The 14,771-nt window shown below is 48.4% G+C and carries 14 protein-coding genes; 8 read left to right on the plus strand and 6 right to left on the minus strand.

The window, feature by feature from the left end; all coding sequences use genetic code 11:
* Nucleotides 1-164: 164 nt before the first annotated feature.
* The 4 genes from bepA to AC3CIC_RS12460 are packed head-to-tail and all read left to right on the plus strand — an operon-like array spanning nucleotide 165 to nucleotide 3,040.
* Complete coding sequence (gene bepA / locus AC3CIC_RS12445) at nucleotides 165-1,622, plus strand: beta-barrel assembly-enhancing protease (protein ID WP_488514766.1); 1,458 nt, start codon at nucleotides 165-167, stop codon at nucleotides 1,620-1,622.
* 56 nt (nucleotides 1,623-1,678) lie between these two features.
* Nucleotides 1,679-2,029 carry an arsenate reductase (glutaredoxin) gene (gene arsC / locus AC3CIC_RS12450; RefSeq protein WP_394210814.1) on the plus strand — a complete coding sequence of 117 codons (351 nt, stop codon included), beginning with the start codon at nucleotides 1,679-1,681 and terminating at the stop codon, nucleotides 2,027-2,029.
* Complete coding sequence (gene wrbA, locus AC3CIC_RS12455; protein ID WP_488514767.1) at nucleotides 2,029-2,610, plus strand: NAD(P)H:quinone oxidoreductase; 582 nt, start codon at nucleotides 2,029-2,031, stop codon at nucleotides 2,608-2,610. The genes arsC and wrbA overlap by 1 nt, the downstream gene beginning before the upstream one ends.
* A gap of 16 nt (nucleotides 2,611-2,626) precedes the next feature.
* Nucleotides 2,627-3,040 carry a DUF2069 domain-containing protein gene (locus AC3CIC_RS12460; protein WP_488514768.1) on the plus strand — a complete coding sequence of 138 codons (414 nt, stop codon included), beginning with the start codon at nucleotides 2,627-2,629 and terminating at the stop codon, nucleotides 3,038-3,040.
* Between the two features lie 80 nt (nucleotides 3,041-3,120).
* Here AC3CIC_RS12460 and AC3CIC_RS12465 read toward each other — a convergent pair whose 3' ends face one another.
* Entirely contained in the window at nucleotides 3,121-4,302 is a 1,182-nt protein-coding gene (locus tag AC3CIC_RS12465) for a DUF2066 domain-containing protein (RefSeq protein ID WP_488514769.1), read from the minus strand.
* Nucleotides 4,303-4,512: 210 nt separating this feature from the next.
* On the opposite strand from AC3CIC_RS12465, the gene AC3CIC_RS12470 reads away from it, so the two are divergent.
* A complete protein-coding gene (locus tag AC3CIC_RS12470) occupies nucleotides 4,513-5,754 on the plus strand; it encodes a uracil-xanthine permease family protein (protein WP_026023989.1) in 1,242 nt (413 codons plus the stop codon).
* Nucleotides 5,755-5,859: 105 nt separating this feature from the next.
* Here the strand turns inward: AC3CIC_RS12470 and upp are convergent, their stop codons facing one another.
* Nucleotides 5,860-6,486, minus strand: a complete 627-nt coding sequence (upp, locus tag AC3CIC_RS12475) for a uracil phosphoribosyltransferase (protein ID WP_016960049.1) — start codon at nucleotides 6,484-6,486, stop codon at nucleotides 5,860-5,862.
* Nucleotides 6,487-6,665: 179 nt separating this feature from the next.
* On the opposite strand from upp, the gene purM reads away from it, so the two are divergent.
* Together purM and purN are read left to right on the plus strand one after the other, a co-directional pair.
* On the plus strand, nucleotides 6,666-7,709 hold the full coding sequence (purM, locus tag AC3CIC_RS12480; RefSeq protein WP_016960048.1) for a phosphoribosylformylglycinamidine cyclo-ligase: 1,044 nt from the start codon (nucleotides 6,666-6,668) through the stop codon (nucleotides 7,707-7,709).
* 2 nt (nucleotides 7,710-7,711) lie between these two features.
* Nucleotides 7,712-8,347, plus strand: a complete 636-nt coding sequence (gene purN, locus AC3CIC_RS12485; protein WP_488514770.1) for a phosphoribosylglycinamide formyltransferase — start codon at nucleotides 7,712-7,714, stop codon at nucleotides 8,345-8,347.
* A 112-nt stretch (nucleotides 8,348-8,459) separates the two neighbouring features.
* On the opposite strand, the gene AC3CIC_RS12490 is transcribed toward purN, so the two are convergent.
* Nucleotides 8,460-9,275, minus strand: a complete 816-nt coding sequence (locus tag AC3CIC_RS12490) for a class II glutamine amidotransferase (protein WP_488514771.1) — start codon at nucleotides 9,273-9,275, stop codon at nucleotides 8,460-8,462.
* A 22-nt stretch (nucleotides 9,276-9,297) separates the two neighbouring features.
* The gene (gene lpcA / locus AC3CIC_RS12495; protein ID WP_488514772.1) at nucleotides 9,298-9,876 is read right to left on the minus strand and encodes a D-sedoheptulose 7-phosphate isomerase; all 579 of its coding nucleotides are present in this window, start codon (nucleotides 9,874-9,876) and stop codon (nucleotides 9,298-9,300) included.
* A gap of 287 nt (nucleotides 9,877-10,163) precedes the next feature.
* Between lpcA and fadE the strand changes: the two genes are divergently transcribed.
* A complete protein-coding gene (gene fadE / locus AC3CIC_RS12500) occupies nucleotides 10,164-12,614 on the plus strand; it encodes an acyl-CoA dehydrogenase FadE (RefSeq protein WP_016960044.1) in 2,451 nt (816 codons plus the stop codon).
* A gap of 128 nt (nucleotides 12,615-12,742) precedes the next feature.
* Here the strand turns inward: fadE and AC3CIC_RS12505 are convergent, their stop codons facing one another.
* Both AC3CIC_RS12505 and dnaQ read right to left on the minus strand, forming a co-directional pair.
* Complete coding sequence (locus tag AC3CIC_RS12505; RefSeq protein WP_016960043.1) at nucleotides 12,743-14,026, minus strand: TIGR03503 family protein; 1,284 nt, start codon at nucleotides 14,024-14,026, stop codon at nucleotides 12,743-12,745.
* A gap of 11 nt (nucleotides 14,027-14,037) precedes the next feature.
* Nucleotides 14,038-14,766 (minus strand): DNA polymerase III subunit epsilon, encoded by a 729-nt coding sequence (gene dnaQ, locus AC3CIC_RS12510; RefSeq protein WP_016960042.1) that lies wholly within the window; start codon nucleotides 14,764-14,766, stop codon nucleotides 14,038-14,040.
* Nucleotides 14,767-14,771 lie beyond the last annotated feature (5 nt).

Here is a 14,771-nt window from a genome sequence, read left to right on the forward strand (position 1 = left end):
TATCGACCGCATTGTATACTCAAACGGCGCGGAGAAGTAGTTTGGGTAATAGTGATATTGGGGTAATTTGGGTAAACAATACAGAACCTCTCAATAGGTTTGGTGTCTACTTCTAAGATATCGCATTCTTACCTTTCCGCGTGCTGGAGGCACTCACGTCAGTTATGCAGCTGTTCAAAAAAATGACGACTAGCCTGCTTGTCGCATCTCTCTCGCTGTCTTCACCTGTTATGGCAACAAGCTACAGCGAACTGCCGGATATTGGCACCGTAGCGGCAGGCACTTTATCGGTCGAGAAAGAGATAGAATACGGTAATGCCTACATGCGCATGTTGCGTGGTAGCCAACCGATCGTTACCGACCCTCTTCTTTCGGAGTATATTTCATCGCTCGGTGCGACATTAGTTGCAAATGCGAATGATGTGAAAACACCGTTTGAATTCATTCTAATTCGCAATCGTGACATTAATGCATTCGCATTCTTTGGTGGTCATGTTGCTTTGCATACGGGTCTGTTTCTTCACGCTCAAAGCGAAAGTGAATTAGCCTCGGTTGTCGCTCACGAAATCGCACACTTAACCCAACGCCACCTTGCTCGCGCGATGGAAGAGCAAGCAAGACAAACACCGCTCACCATGGCAGCCCTCGTTGGATCACTCATGCTCGCGATCGCGGCACCGCAAGCGGGTATCGCGGCAGCACAAGCCACGACAGCAGCATCCATTCAAAGCCGAATCAATTACACGCGAAGCAATGAAAAAGAAGCGGACCGCGTCGGTATCGAAACCCTTTCTCGATCTGGGTTCGACGTAAATGCCATGCCGCGATTCTTCACACGTTTGTCTGATCAATATCGCTTTGCGTCAAAACCACCTCAGTTTCTGCTCACGCACCCAATGCCAGATGCGCGTATCACGGATTCTCGTGAACGGGCACAACAGTATCCGCAAAAAACGGTCCCTTATTCGCCGGAATATCAACTGGCACGATCGCGTGTTATTGCAAGGTATGCCGGTATCGATGCAAGCGCCGCGTTAGATGGTTTTAATCGTGATTTGAAAAAAGCCTCACCCGCACAAGCGCAATCATTAAATTACGGCAAGGCGCTGGTCTATATCGATAGCCGCCAATTTGACAAAGCAGGGGCGCTGCTGACGCCACTTTATAAAGCGCAGCCAAACAACCGCTTTTTCCTCGATGCAATGACCGACCTTGATGTTAGCCAGAAACATTTTGACCAAGCATTGAAACGCCTTAACACCGCATTGGAAAGCCAACCCAATAATCCTGTTTTGTTATTGAATCGGGATTACGTGTTGGTGAAAGCGGAAAAATATAAACAAGCCACGTCTGGGCTCATGCAATATACCCATCGCTACCCCAATGACATCAATGGCTGGTCGCTGCTTCAAGAAGCGTATGACAATCAAGGAATACGTCATGGCGCTCTAGCTGCGCAAGGCGAGTTATACGCGTTACAAGGACGCTGGCACAAAGCCATTAACAATTACACACAAGCTAGCCAGCTCGTCGATCTTGGCAGTCTTGATCAAGCTCGCTACGATGCACGTATTGACCAGCTTAGGGTTGAAGAAGCCCGATATGCTGCACTTCAGCGCTAACATTAAGATAATAACAATAAACATTGCGACGACGAACGCAGTAAAAAGGAGCTTTCATGTCAGTCACCATTTATCACAACTCTCGCTGCTCAAAGAGCCGTCAAACACTTGCGCTTCTTACCGAGCGAGGCATTGAACCTGAGATTGTGGCGTATTTGGATACACCACCTTCAATTGAAACCATCAAAACTCTGCTGTCTCAGCTAGGTTTTGACTCTCCGCGCCAAATGATGCGCACCAAGGACGATATCTATAAAGAACTCCATTTAGGCGATGCTTCCGTGACCGACGAGCAGTTAATCGTTGCGATGGCAGCTAACCCGAAACTGATTGAGCGCCCAATCGTGGTTGCTAATGGCAAAGCCGCAATGGGACGTCCACCTGAAAGCGTGCTTGATATCCTCTAATGACTGACATATTGGTGCTCTACTACAGCCGCCATGGCGGAACAAAAAAGCTTGCGCGTCTCATTGCCCGAGGCATCGAGTCAACGGGCGCTGTCGCGAGACTACGCACCGTGCCAGAGCTAGCTATTGCGGGTGAAAATCCGATACGGACTGAACCTGAAGACCCATTTGTCACCCTTGATGATCTGACGGCTTGTGATGGGTTGGCACTGGGGAGCCCCGTGCGTTTTGGCAATATGGCTGCGCCACTGAAGTACTTTATCGACAGCACCAGCAAAGCATGGCTAGCAGGCACCTTGATTGGCAAACCTGCCATCGTGTTCAGTTCAGGTTCAATGCTTCACGGTGGACAAGAAACCACACTTCAATCAATGATGTTGCCATTGCTGCATCACGGCATGATCATTGTGGGTCTCCCGCATTCAGAACCTGCCTTGCACACGACATCAGGCGGTGGTTCACCCTACGGCCCATCTCACGTGACGGGCGAAGGTCGTCGTCAACCCGACAGTGATGAAAAAGCACTCGCCATGGCAGCAGGTAAGCGATTAGCCGATATCGCCACCAAGCTGCAACATTGATAAAAGGAGTTATCCGTTGTTCTCTTCTACCTCTCGCCTCAGGGCGACTGCACTTTCTTCCTATCTCGGTTTGTTTGCCTGGGTTGCCCTTTGGCACGGCGTGTTATCGCCGCATGTGCACGTGAACCCCTATGGTGTAACCATTGCGTGGCTATTGCCTTTGCTTTTGCCATTGAAAGGTATTCTCACGGGTAAACCCTACACCCATGCGTGGGCAAACTTCATTTTGATGTTTTACTTCATCCACGCATTAACGATTCTTTGGGTCGATCAAGGTGAGCGCTGGCTAGCATTGGTGGAGTTGCTTCTGACGTCTATTTCATTTGTCAGCAACATTTATTTCGCCAAACGCAAAGGACAAGAATTAGGATTGGGTCTGAAAAAGCTGTCTCAAGTTGAACGCGAGGAAAAGGCGCGATTTGAGAAGTAATTGTGCTTAGCAATCAAATAGACATAAAAAAAGCAGATGACTAATCATCTGCTTTTTTTTCGCTTAGTTTAACGACTCCGCTAGCCAATCCACTGATAAGTGATTGCTGGCGTTACTGGCACAACAGCATCAGGAACAACCAGTGACGGAACAACTACGCCATCGATCATCTCACCCGACTCGATACTTGCAGGCTGTGTAGGTGCAGGAATCACTGACGGTTCAGGCAAAACCTCAACACGACGTAAGCGACGATCTGTCATCATCTCATTATGAAAGATCTCTTCATTCGCCAACAAGCTGATACGGAACGTTGCCGTCCCTTCCTCGATTGACTCCAAACGGAGCGCTGCAACAGAGTTAAGCCCTTTGAGGGTACGTTCAACCACGAAGAAATCTTCAGCATCATTTAAGCCTGAGATTCGCAGCGCTTTGGCACTGCTATCTGCCACACCCAAGTTAATCGCCAAACGATCAGCATAATAATCCGAGATATCGTCGATCATTTTTGCAAAAGCCTGTGCAGGTGCACCCGCAGCCTGACCTTCTATCGGCGCATCATTGCCAATGCTTGCAGCATTTGGGAACAGCTGCCAGCTCAGGCGATTATCGCGCACTTTCACCACAGCTACGCCAGTTGGGTTATAACGCGCACTGGCTTGTGAAATAGGCGCCGCAAAGCCACCCCACAGATCTGGAATAGACACCGCGACCACATCATCAAAGTCACCCACAGGCATAAGCACAGGTAAACCACGGCGCTCACCTTCCGCTTTTAGGGTATCAATAAGCGCAGAGCCCGACTGTTCCCACACCACGTTACGCTGCGACGCATTGTCTTCCACCAACCAGAACAAGACTTCTGGACGCGGTAAGCCCCAGTAAGGAGCCTGCGCCTGTGTCAGTAAGGTACGAATTTTGGCATCATCAAATGCCAGCACCAATGTGCGCAATCCCTCTGACTCGCCATAACCCAACTGAGTAATGTATTGATTCACAGACGACAGCGCTTTTTGAATAACAGCATTGTCACCTAACGCAGATTCGCCCGACGTGCGTACCAGCACATCAACAAACGCTTTTTGTTTTGCAGCTTGCTCCGTTGCTCTGTCGCTATCATCCAGCACCACTTCTGTACTGAATAGAGACGCGGCCATTGCGCTGGTTTGCCCAAACGCTAACGCTAAAACGAAAAAGAAGATCCGTAACATATATTTGCCAGATAACTCGATTTTTAAACGTTGATCATAAATTGAAGCCACACTGTCAGCAATGGCAAAACACCGAATTTGAGTGATATACCCAAACCACCGACGATGGGCTCAATACCTCGCACATATTCATTGACCGCATACTGAGCAAAAAGTTAGCAACAAGAGGTGCAACTCGTCGACAAGATGACGAGTGATGCTGCAGTGCCCTTACTCTTCATGATAGTATCCGCCGATTTTTTTATTTCAGGAAGGAGCGTCATGATGCAATTCTTACTCGGAGCACAAATGTTATTTGTAGCCTTCGGCGCGTTAGTACTGGTTCCGCTACTCACCGGACTAGACCCTAACGTCGCGTTGTTTGGTGCTGGTGTCGGCACTCTGCTTTTCCAACTCGTGACAAAACGCTCCGTCCCCATTTTCCTCGCGTCCTCTTTTGCTTTCATCGCACCTATCATGTTTGGCGTTCAAACTTGGGGTATTCCTGCCACCATGGGCGGCCTAATGGTAGCTGGGGTGGTTTATGTCATCATGGGTGGCATCATTAAAGTCAGAGGTGTTGGCTTTATCCACAAACTACTTCCACCTGTAGTGGTTGGCCCCGTGATCATGGTCATTGGCCTTGGTTTAGCCCCAGCAGCCGTCAATATGGCACTGGGGAAATCAGGTGACGGCGCATTTCAGTTAGTTGATGGGTCAGTCGCGCTTTGGATTTCAGGTATTTCACTGGCAACGACCATCGCGATGTCTGTATTCGCCAAAGGCTTCTTCAGGCTAGTGCCTATTTTGGCCGGTATTATTTCAGGCTATGTGACAGCATTATTCTTTGGCGTGGTCGACTTTTCACCGGTACTGAACGCCGCTTGGCTCGCCATGCCTGCCTTTACCGCGCCTGCATTTAACATTAACGCGATTCTGTTCATGATCCCTGTTGCCATTGCCCCTGCCGTTGAACATGTGGGTGACATGCTGGCAATATCGAATGTCACCGGTAAAGACTACCTGAAAAAACCAGGCCTGCACCGCACCATGGCGGGCGATGGTGTGGCAACTATAGCCGCATCCATGTTTGGCGCTCCACCAAATACTACCTACAGTGAAGTGACTGGCGCGGTCATGCTGACACGTGCATTCAACCCAGCCATCATGACGTGGGCAGCAGTTACCGCCATTATCTTGGCATTTGTCGGTAAATTGGGCGCAGTGCTGCAAACTATTCCAGTTCCTGTCATGGGCGGCATCATGATCTTGCTGTTTGGCTCAATTGCCACTGTCGGCCTTAACACCTTGATCAAAAATCAGGTCGATTTGCACAAAGCCCGTAATCTGACCATTGTGGCGGTCACGCTGGTATTTGGTATCGGTGGCATGGCATTTGGTATTGGTGAATTCAGCCTACAAGGCATCAGCCTTTGCGGTATCGTCGCTATCTTGCTGAACCTTATTCTGCCGCATGACATGGGTGAAACCCACGTTGTTGATAATGCACAGATGGAAGACTAAGCCTCTGAGCGCATTTCACTAAGCACAAAAAAAGGCTTCCCTCGGGAAGCCTTTTTCACATATCGCGTTTCCGCTTTCGATTACATTCGCACGATTACCGCACGATTACTTAGTACCGAAAATCTTGTCGCCTGCATCACCCAAGCCAGGAACGATGTAGCCTTTGTCATTCAGCTTTTCATCGATTGCAGCGGTGTACAGTTCAACGTCTGGGTGCGCTTTTTCCAAGGCATCAAGACCTTCAGGTGCCGCAACCAGAACCAATACTTTGATGTTGTCACAACCATTTTCTTTCAGCAGATCGATCGTCGCGATCATTGAACCACCGGTTGCTAACATTGGGTCAACCACCAGCGCCATACGCTCTTCAATGTTGCTTGCGAGCTTGTGGAAGTAAGGCACAGGCTCTAGCGTTTCTTCATCGCGGTAAATACCAACAACACTGATGCGTGCACTTGGAATGTGCTCCAATACGCCGTCCATCATGCCCAGACCTGCACGCAGGATTGGCACAACCGTCACTTTCTTACCTTTGATCTGGTCAACTTCAACCGGGCCGTTCCAGCCTTCAATAGTGACTTTTTCCGTTTCGAAATCTGATGTTGCTTCGTACGTTAGCAGGCTGCCAACTTCGGTCGCTAATTCACGGAAACGCTTGGTGCTGATATCACCTTCACGCATCAAACCGATTTTATGCTTAACCAGTGGGTGCTTAACCTCAACGACTTTCATGACAGACTCCTGAAAAAAACAAATTCCCCGCATTATACACAAGAAAAATGGGTGGAATAGTTACATACAACCAGTTGCGGTTTTTTGCTGCAATTTGCCTTACGCAAACGTTTTCCTTTTTAGAATGTCGCTGTTAAAATGGCGCGGCTTTTAAGTCCACAACTCGGTAAGGATCCCCAGTGAGCGATAATAAGTCTTCTCTAAGCTACAAAGATGCAGGTGTAGATATCGATGCAGGCAACGCCCTGGTCGACAGAATCAAAGGCGTAGTTAAGCGCACTCGTCGTCCTGAAGTGATGGGTGGTATCGGTGGCTTCGGCGCACTTTGTGAACTGCCTACGAAATACAAACATCCGGTACTGGTATCAGGTACTGACGGTGTAGGCACCAAACTTCGCCTAGCGATGGATCTGAAAAAACACGACACTATTGGTATTGATCTGGTCGCGATGTGTGTCAACGACCTGATTGTTCAAGGTGCAGAACCGCTATTTTTCCTTGATTATTACGCAACAGGTAAGCTGGATATTGATACCGCAGCAAGTGTTGTTACGGGTATTGGTGAAGGTTGCTTGCAATCAGGCTGTGCACTGATCGGTGGTGAAACCGCTGAAATGCCAGGTATGTACGAAGGTGAAGATTACGACGTGGCAGGTTTCTGCGTCGGCGTTGTGGAAAAAGAAGACATTATTGATGGGACGAAAGTCAGCGCTGGCGATGCCATCATTGCTATCGCTTCATCAGGCCCTCACTCAAACGGTTACAGCTTGGTTCGCAAAATCATCGAAGTGTCTAACGCCGATGTCAATGCAGAACTGGACGGTAAAACGCTAGGTGAGCATCTGCTAGAGCCTACCCGCATTTATGTGAAGCCTGTTTTGAAGATGTTGGAAACCTGCGATGCGCATGCGATTTCTCACATCACCGGTGGTGGTTTCTGGGAAAATATCCCTCGCGTATTGCCGCAAGGCACTAAAGCAGTTATCGACGGCAACAGCTGGGAATGGCCAGCGATCTTCACGTGGCTACAAGAAAACGGCAACGTAACGGATCATGAAATGTACCGCACCTTCAACTGTGGTGTAGGCCTGATTGTTGCTCTACCGGCAGAACAAGCTCAACAAGCGATCGATATTCTGAATCAAGAAGGCGAAAACGCGTGGTTGTTAGGCAACATTGAAAACGCTGCCGCTGGTGAAGAACAGGTAGAGATCAAGGGGTAACCATGAAAAAGCTGGTTGTTCTGGTTTCAGGGAATGGTTCTAACCTTCAAGCAATTATCGATCGCTGTCATGACAGAAATGACATGCATATCGCGGCGGTGATTGCGAACAAAGAAGAGGTCTATGGGCTAACACGCGCAACGGATGCGGGTATTGATGCAGTCGTGGTTGCCAGTAAAGGCATGACTGATCGCAGTCAATACGACAACCAGTTAATGGCGACCATTGATGAGTACGCGCCTGATTTAATCGTACTTGCGGGCTTTATGCGTATTTTGACACCGGCGTTTGTTCGTCACTATGAAGGCAAGATGTTAAACATCCACCCTTCACTGTTACCCAAATACCCGGGGTTAAATACCCACCAGCGCGCGATTGATGCAGGCGATACCGAACATGGCACGTCAGTACACTTTGTTACCGAAGAACTAGATGGTGGCCCTGTTATTCTTCAGGCGCGTGTACCTATCTTTGAAGACGACAATGCAGACAATGTCTTTGCTCGTATTCAAGAGCAAGAGCATCGCATCTACCCTCTTGTCATTGAATGGTTCTGCCAAGGTAGGCTTGAAATGACCGAAGGTAATGCCGTGTTAGACAGTGCAACGCTCGGCCTGCATGGCTATGCGTTTGAGTAACTGAAGCTATTTTATTATTCAATAACGCCGTGCTCAGCGAAAATTAGCGAACAAAAAACGCGCCCATTCAGTGGCGCGTTTTTTTATATCTCAGGTTTTCTATCAAAGTTCCCTAAGCGTTTTGTACTGCACTCATCTTCTGCGCGATTTCTGCCTGATTACAGGTAATCACCTCACCCAAATGAAACACACAATATTCACCCGGCTGCATTTTATGCCAGGTTTCATTGTTGGTCAGTGGTTGAGTGGCGATCACTGTGACGACATCATTCGGCGTGGTTTCTTGCTGAAAATCCACCGTCACTTCTTCGTCAATTAAACTGGCTTTGCCAAATGGAGCGCGGCGCGTTATCGAGTGCAGATTATTGGTGCAATACGCCATGACATAATCACCATCACTGAACAGCATGTTGAATACCCCCAGTTCACGGAGTGTGTCACAACGGCTCGCGATAAAGCGAAACACTTCCGTCATGTCTTCAGGCTTGTCCGAATAGTGCTTTTCGATCTCACACAGCAGCCAACAAAATGCCTTTTCACTGTCCGTTTCACCAACAGGTTTGAAATGGCCTGTCGGTAAATCTTCATATCCTGTCAGCTGCCCATTGTGCGCGTAGGTCCAATAACTACCCCAGATTTCGCGAGTAAATGGGTGAGTGTTCACCAAATTCACATCACCACGGTTAGCTTGACGAATATGACTAATCACCGCACAGCTTTTGATCGGATAACTCTGCACCAACTCAGCAATCTTCGAATTACAGCTTGGGTTGGGATCTTTAAACGTACGAAAGCCTTTGCCTTCATAAAAGACGATACCCCAGCCATCACGATGAGGGCCAGTATTGCCCCCTCGCTGAATTAGACCCGTAAAACTAAAACATATATCGGTAGGTACATTGGCACTCATACCAAGAAGTTCACACATATTCCGTCACGCTTTCCTTGGATTATTTTTCCATTTCTTTTTCAACTAACTGGATCAAGATATGAATAATCTTGATATGTACTTCTTGGATACGATCAGCATAACCAAAGTGAGGGACGCGGATTTCAATGTCCGCCAAACCCGCCATTTTGCCGCCGTCTTTACCCGTTAGCATAATGGTTTTCATGCCTTTGGTTTTTGCAGCTTCAATCGCTTTCAGGATGTTACCTGAATTACCAGACGTCGATAGACCAAACAGCACATCACCCTTCGAACCAACAGCTTCTAGGTAGCGTGAAAAAACAAATTCGTAGCCAAAATCGTTACTCACACAAGAAATATGGCTTGGGTCAGAAATCGCAATCGCAGGATAGCCTGGGCGATTTTCACGGTAACGACCGGTCAACTCTTCAGCAAAGTGCATCGCGTCACAGTGCGAGCCACCGTTACCACATGACAACACTTTTCCGCCGGCTTTGAATGAATCTGCCAGCAAAGTTGCCGCCGCTTCAATATCACCAATATTTTTGTCGTCACTAAGAAACGCATTTAGCACGTGAGCTGCTTCATTGAGCTCGGAGCGAATCAGATCTTGGTACATGGGCAATTCTCTTTATTGATTGTTGACTGTTTGCGGAGCAAGCCGCCGGCCTATCGAAGCAGTGTACCTGTAAAAGCCAGAAGCTGTCGATAATCAGGCTCACCTTCTGATTACTTCATAAAAACAGATGCCTAATAATTGCACGGCGTTTAATTGTCTCTCAGTGTGAAGCATTGTGCACATTTTTGCCGGTCATCATTTTACATTCCATTAAAAACCTGCTTACAATTAAGTGGTATGACCTCTTACCATTTAAAGATTGGGTTGATGGAGAAGGAGAACCTGACATGGCAACAACCCTGTACCTTACAACGTTCCTAGCAGTACTGGCGCTTTTGGCGTATCACCGCGCAGGACTGAAGATGTTCACCGCTGCAGCCGCGAGTTTGTTAATCGTTGGATCTCTAATGGGCAATATTGGCCAGCTTAGTTGGCTAGTTTTCTTTGCCGTGGCAATCCCCCTAAACGTGCGTTCTTTCCGCGAAAGTTGGCTAAGCAAACCTGCACTTAAGATGTTTAAAGGCGTGATGCCTGAAATGTCACAAACCGAAAAAGAAGCGATTGATGCAGGCACGGTATGGTGGGAAGCCGATCTTTTCCGAGGCGCCCCTGATTGGAATAAGTTACACGATATCCCAGCACCGCGTCTGAGTGCGGAAGAACGAGCCTTTCTTGATGGCCCCGTGAACGAAGTGTGCCGAATGGTGAATGACTACCAAGTGACACACGAGCTTGCTGATCTTCCTGAAGATGTTTGGCAATTCCTGAAAGATCACAAGTTCTTCGCCATGATCATTAAAAAAGAATATGGCGGCCTGGAATTCTCCGCCTATGCGCAGTCTTTAGTGCTGCAAAAGCTGACTGGCGTTTCTAGCGTACTGTCTTCAACGGTTGGCGTACCAAACAGCCTCGGTCCTGGTGAGTTGCTGCAACACTACGGTACTGGCGATCAAAAAGACTACTACCTTCCACGCTTAGCAAAAGGCCTGGAAATCCCGTGCTTTGCACTGACTAGCCCAGAAGCAGGGTCTGACGCAGGCTCGATTCCTGATGAAGGTTTCATCACTAAAGGCATGTGGCAAGGCGAAGAAGTTCTGGGTATGTCAATTACTTGGAACAAGCGCTATATCACCCTTGCACCTGTTGCCACCGTTCTTGGTCTGGCATTTAAACTGAAAGACCCTGATAGCTTACTCGGCGACAAAGAAGATCTAGGTATTACCTGTGCGCTCATCCCGACCGATATTGACGGTGTGGAAATTGGTCGCCGCCATTTCCCACTGAACCTGCCGTTCCAAAATGGTCCAACGCGCGGTAACAACATTTTTGTCCCATTGAGCTTCATCATTGGTGGTCCTGATATGGCAGGACAAGGCTGGCGCATGCTGGTTGAATGTCTGTCAGTGGGTCGTGGCATTACGCTGCCTTCAAACTCGACAGGTGGCCTTAAATCCGTTGCATTGGCAACAGGCGCGTATGCACGTATCCGTCGTCAATTCAAATTACCTATCGGTAAAATGGAAGGGATTGAAGAGCCTTTAGCACGTATCGGCGGTAATGCTTACGTCATGGATGCAGCCAGTGCGCTAACCGTGACGGGTATTGATTTGGGTGAGAAGCCCTCCGTCATTTCGGCCATTGTGAAATACCATTGTACTCACCGCGGCCAACGTGCCGTGATTGATGCCATGGATATTGTGGGCGGAAAAGGTATCTGTTTAGGGCCAAAGAACTTCTTGGCTCGCGGCTACCAAGGCTCGCCGATTGCGATTACCGTTGAAGGTGCCAATATTCTAACGCGCTCAATGATCATCTTCGGTCAAGGCGCAATCCGCTGCCATCCTTTCGTCTTGACGGAAATGGAAGCGGCATACAATGAAAACGAACGTGAAGCACTCACTGCATTTGACCAAGCTTTGTTTGGGCACGTGGGCTTTGTGATCAGCAATCTAGTTCGTTCAGTATGGTTAGGCCTGACTGACGGTCGTACCTCGAAAGCACCACGTAAAGACGAAACGGCTCGTTACTATCAGCAAATGAACCGCTATGCGTCAAACCTCGCGCTTCTAGCCGATATTTCGATGGCAGTACTGGGCGGAAACCTCAAGCGCAAAGAGCGCCTTTCTGCACGCCTAGGAGATGTATTGAGCCAGCTCTACATGGCATCGTCTACCATGAAGCGTTATGCCGATGAAGGCTACCAAAAAGCCGACCTTCCTTTGGTTCATTGGGGTATGCAAGACGCTCTGTACCAAACCGAAGAAGCGCTCATCGAGTTTCTAGCAAACTTCCCAAGCCGTTGGATAGCTGCACCACTGCGTGTCTTGTTGTTCCCATTTGGTACACGTCGCACCAAACCAAGTGACAAGCTCGATGGTAAAGTTGCTCAAATCCTGCAAACACCATGCGACACACGAAGCCGTATCGGTCGTGGTCAGTTCCTTGAAGCCTCAGAGCACAATCCCGTCGGTAAGATTGAGAAAGCGCTCCTCGATATCTTGGCGGCCGAACCTGTTTACAAAAAGGTCTGTGACGCAACCGGTAAAAAACTACCGTTCATGTTCTTGGATAAAGTGGCGGATGTGGGTTTGAGTGAAGGTGTTATCACTGAAAAAGAAGCTGATATTCTGCGCATCGCAGAAGAAGGTCGATTGGAAACCATCAACGTCGATGATTTTGAGTCTGATGAACTTGCAGCTGCAAGCAAAGCATTAGATAAAGTGACTCACGCGGCATAACCTGCCACACAAGCAAAAGCCAAAAAGGAGAAGCCTCGCTTCTCCTTTTTTTTGTCCCCCCTCAACGTGTCGTATCTGCAGTTAACCGTTGTCGCTAGCTGTGTGACTAACGCAGAACACTCACCTTACTACGCTGCTTTGTCAGGCTCTTCAGGTGGCGGCGCTTCTAACTCTTCTTCCGTTTCGGCGGCTAGCTTCTTGGCTTTAATCTTACGAATGATGAACCACGTCAATATCGCCAGTATCAACAGCAAAATATTGCCGCCAATGATGGTGATCATCGCCATCTTGCGGTCTTCTTCACGCTGTATGGCTTGGCGTTTTTCTTCTTCGATACGCGCACGCTCAGCCTCACGCTCTTCGCGCTCAAGCTTCGCCTGCTCTATCGCTTCATAATCCGCTACCGCAAAAGTCTGCTCTGGTAAATGGAAGACAAGAGGACGCCCTGATAATTTGTCCGTTCCGTAAAGCCAAGCAAACCATTTGTGTCTTCCAGGTTCGCCAAAGTTATCTATCTCAACATTCAGCGCGGTGTAATCCTTATTTGATACGCCTTGATAAACCGAAAGTTTACCGTTGGTATCCGTAAATTCAGCGTGCGCTGCGATGGTGCCCGTTTCAATGCTGGCGCTGTCAGATTCCACCAGCAAATGATGTGGCAGGGCTTTTTTACGACTTTGCGTAAAAGTAGCCATCAGCGGTGTTGGATAAACAAGCACTTCTTGTTCAAGGGTACGGAAGAACACGCCATTGCCCGATGTCACCCGAGCACGGTATTTCCCTGGAGGCGCGTTAACGGGCAATTCAACCGTGAAAATGCCATCACCCGCGGTTTCATCAAGTCCTGATCCGTCATCCACAAATAGTCCAAGAGACATTTCCTGAGGACGTTGGTCAACCGGAATGTCATCAACGCTTTCTATGTATTCAGTAAAGGTGACCGTCAACTCAACACGATCAAGGAAATCCCGCAGATTTAGGGGTTCATTTGCTTGCATCAGACGGGCAGTAAATTTGAGGGTTTCTCCCTGATAGAGCCGACTAGGGAAAGTGTCTACTTTCATGCTGAGTTCGGAAAGTATGCGGATCTTGTTCTCGGGCGTGACTTTTCCAATGGCCTGCCAAGGGCCGGGCATCGGGTTAAGAACAGACACAATATCCATATCTGATTCTTGATGCCAAGAGACACTGTCTGGATGTCTCCACGCATATAACTTAGTGCCATCAGGCTGAACCAGCACAACAGGTTGACTTGGATTCTGCCGATAGATAACAAAGGCGACCTGAGTGATGGTGGAGTCGATCCGAAAACGGTTGTTGAGCAAACGAATATCACGATCAGATGTCTGTTCCGCTGCGACGTTAAATACCGTCAACAGCGCAAGCAGCACGCCAATCCACCCAGTTTTCATACCTTCTCCTGTCACCGCCAGAGACAACTACCGTTTTTCGCAATAACGTCTAGCTGCGCTTCATGTTCTTTTAGTTCATCGGCAGATGCATGGATGATCTTTAGCTTTTTCGTACCGGCTTCGACACGTCGAATGGATTCGCCATTGGCATCTTGATCATTTGAGTCTCTTCCACTGAATGCCAAGGTTGTCTGGCCGCCTGTCATCAGCAAATAAACGTCAGCAAGGATCTCAGCATCCAACAATGCGCCGTGCAGCGTTCGGTGTGAGTTGTCTATGCCATAACGATCACAAAGCACATCAAGGTTATTGCGTTTCCCAGGGAAGATTTTCCTTGCCATGGCAAGGGTATCCGTAACCTTACAGTAGTCCGTGGTTTTGCCAATTTTGGGGTTTAATGTCTGGAATTCGTTGTCCATAAAGCTGACATCAAAGGGCGCATTGTGTGCTACCAATTCGGCGCCTTTAATGAACTCAAGAAAGTCTTGATGGATTTTTGCATAGTCAGGCTTATCAACCAGAAATTCATCAGTAATACCGTGGACAGAAATTGCCTCAGGATCTATTTGACGATCGGGTTTGATGTAGACGTGGAAATGTCTCCCCGTTAACTTACGGTTAACGATTTCCACGGCGCCAATTTCAATGATTTTGTGCCCTTCATAAACAGGGCCACCTTCACGGTTCATACCCGTGGTTTCTGTATCGAGAACGATTATTCTGTCGTAACTGGCTTTCATGACGT

It is taken from the genome of Enterovibrio sp. QJM3NY_24, assembly GCF_057786035.1.

What these genes read in the sequence shown, in the direction of transcription:
- bepA (WP_488514766.1), top strand. Translation starts at nt 165, where the DNA reads ATGCAGCTGTTCAAAAAAATGACGACTAGCCTGCTTGTCGCATCTCTC.
- arsC (WP_394210814.1), top strand. Translation starts at nt 1,679, where the DNA reads ATGTCAGTCACCATTTATCACAACTCTCGCTGCTCAAAGAGCCGTCAA.
- wrbA (WP_488514767.1), top strand. Translation starts at nt 2,029, where the DNA reads ATGACTGACATATTGGTGCTCTACTACAGCCGCCATGGCGGAACAAAA.
- AC3CIC_RS12470 (WP_026023989.1), top strand. Translation starts at nt 4,513, where the DNA reads ATGATGCAATTCTTACTCGGAGCACAAATGTTATTTGTAGCCTTCGGC.
- upp (WP_016960049.1), bottom strand. Translation starts at nt 6,486, where the DNA reads ATGAAAGTCGTTGAGGTTAAGCACCCACTGGTTAAGCATAAAATCGGT.
- purN (WP_488514770.1), top strand. Translation starts at nt 7,712, where the DNA reads ATGAAAAAGCTGGTTGTTCTGGTTTCAGGGAATGGTTCTAACCTTCAA.
- AC3CIC_RS12490 (WP_488514771.1), bottom strand. Translation starts at nt 9,275, where the DNA reads ATGTGTGAACTTCTTGGTATGAGTGCCAATGTACCTACCGATATATGT.
- lpcA (WP_488514772.1), bottom strand. Translation starts at nt 9,876, where the DNA reads ATGTACCAAGATCTGATTCGCTCCGAGCTCAATGAAGCAGCTCACGTG.
- fadE (WP_016960044.1), top strand. Translation starts at nt 10,164, where the DNA reads ATGGCAACAACCCTGTACCTTACAACGTTCCTAGCAGTACTGGCGCTT.
- AC3CIC_RS12505 (WP_016960043.1), bottom strand. Translation starts at nt 14,026, where the DNA reads ATGAAAACTGGGTGGATTGGCGTGCTGCTTGCGCTGTTGACGGTATTT.
- dnaQ (WP_016960042.1), bottom strand. Translation starts at nt 14,766, where the DNA reads ATGAAAGCCAGTTACGACAGAATAATCGTTCTCGATACAGAAACCACG.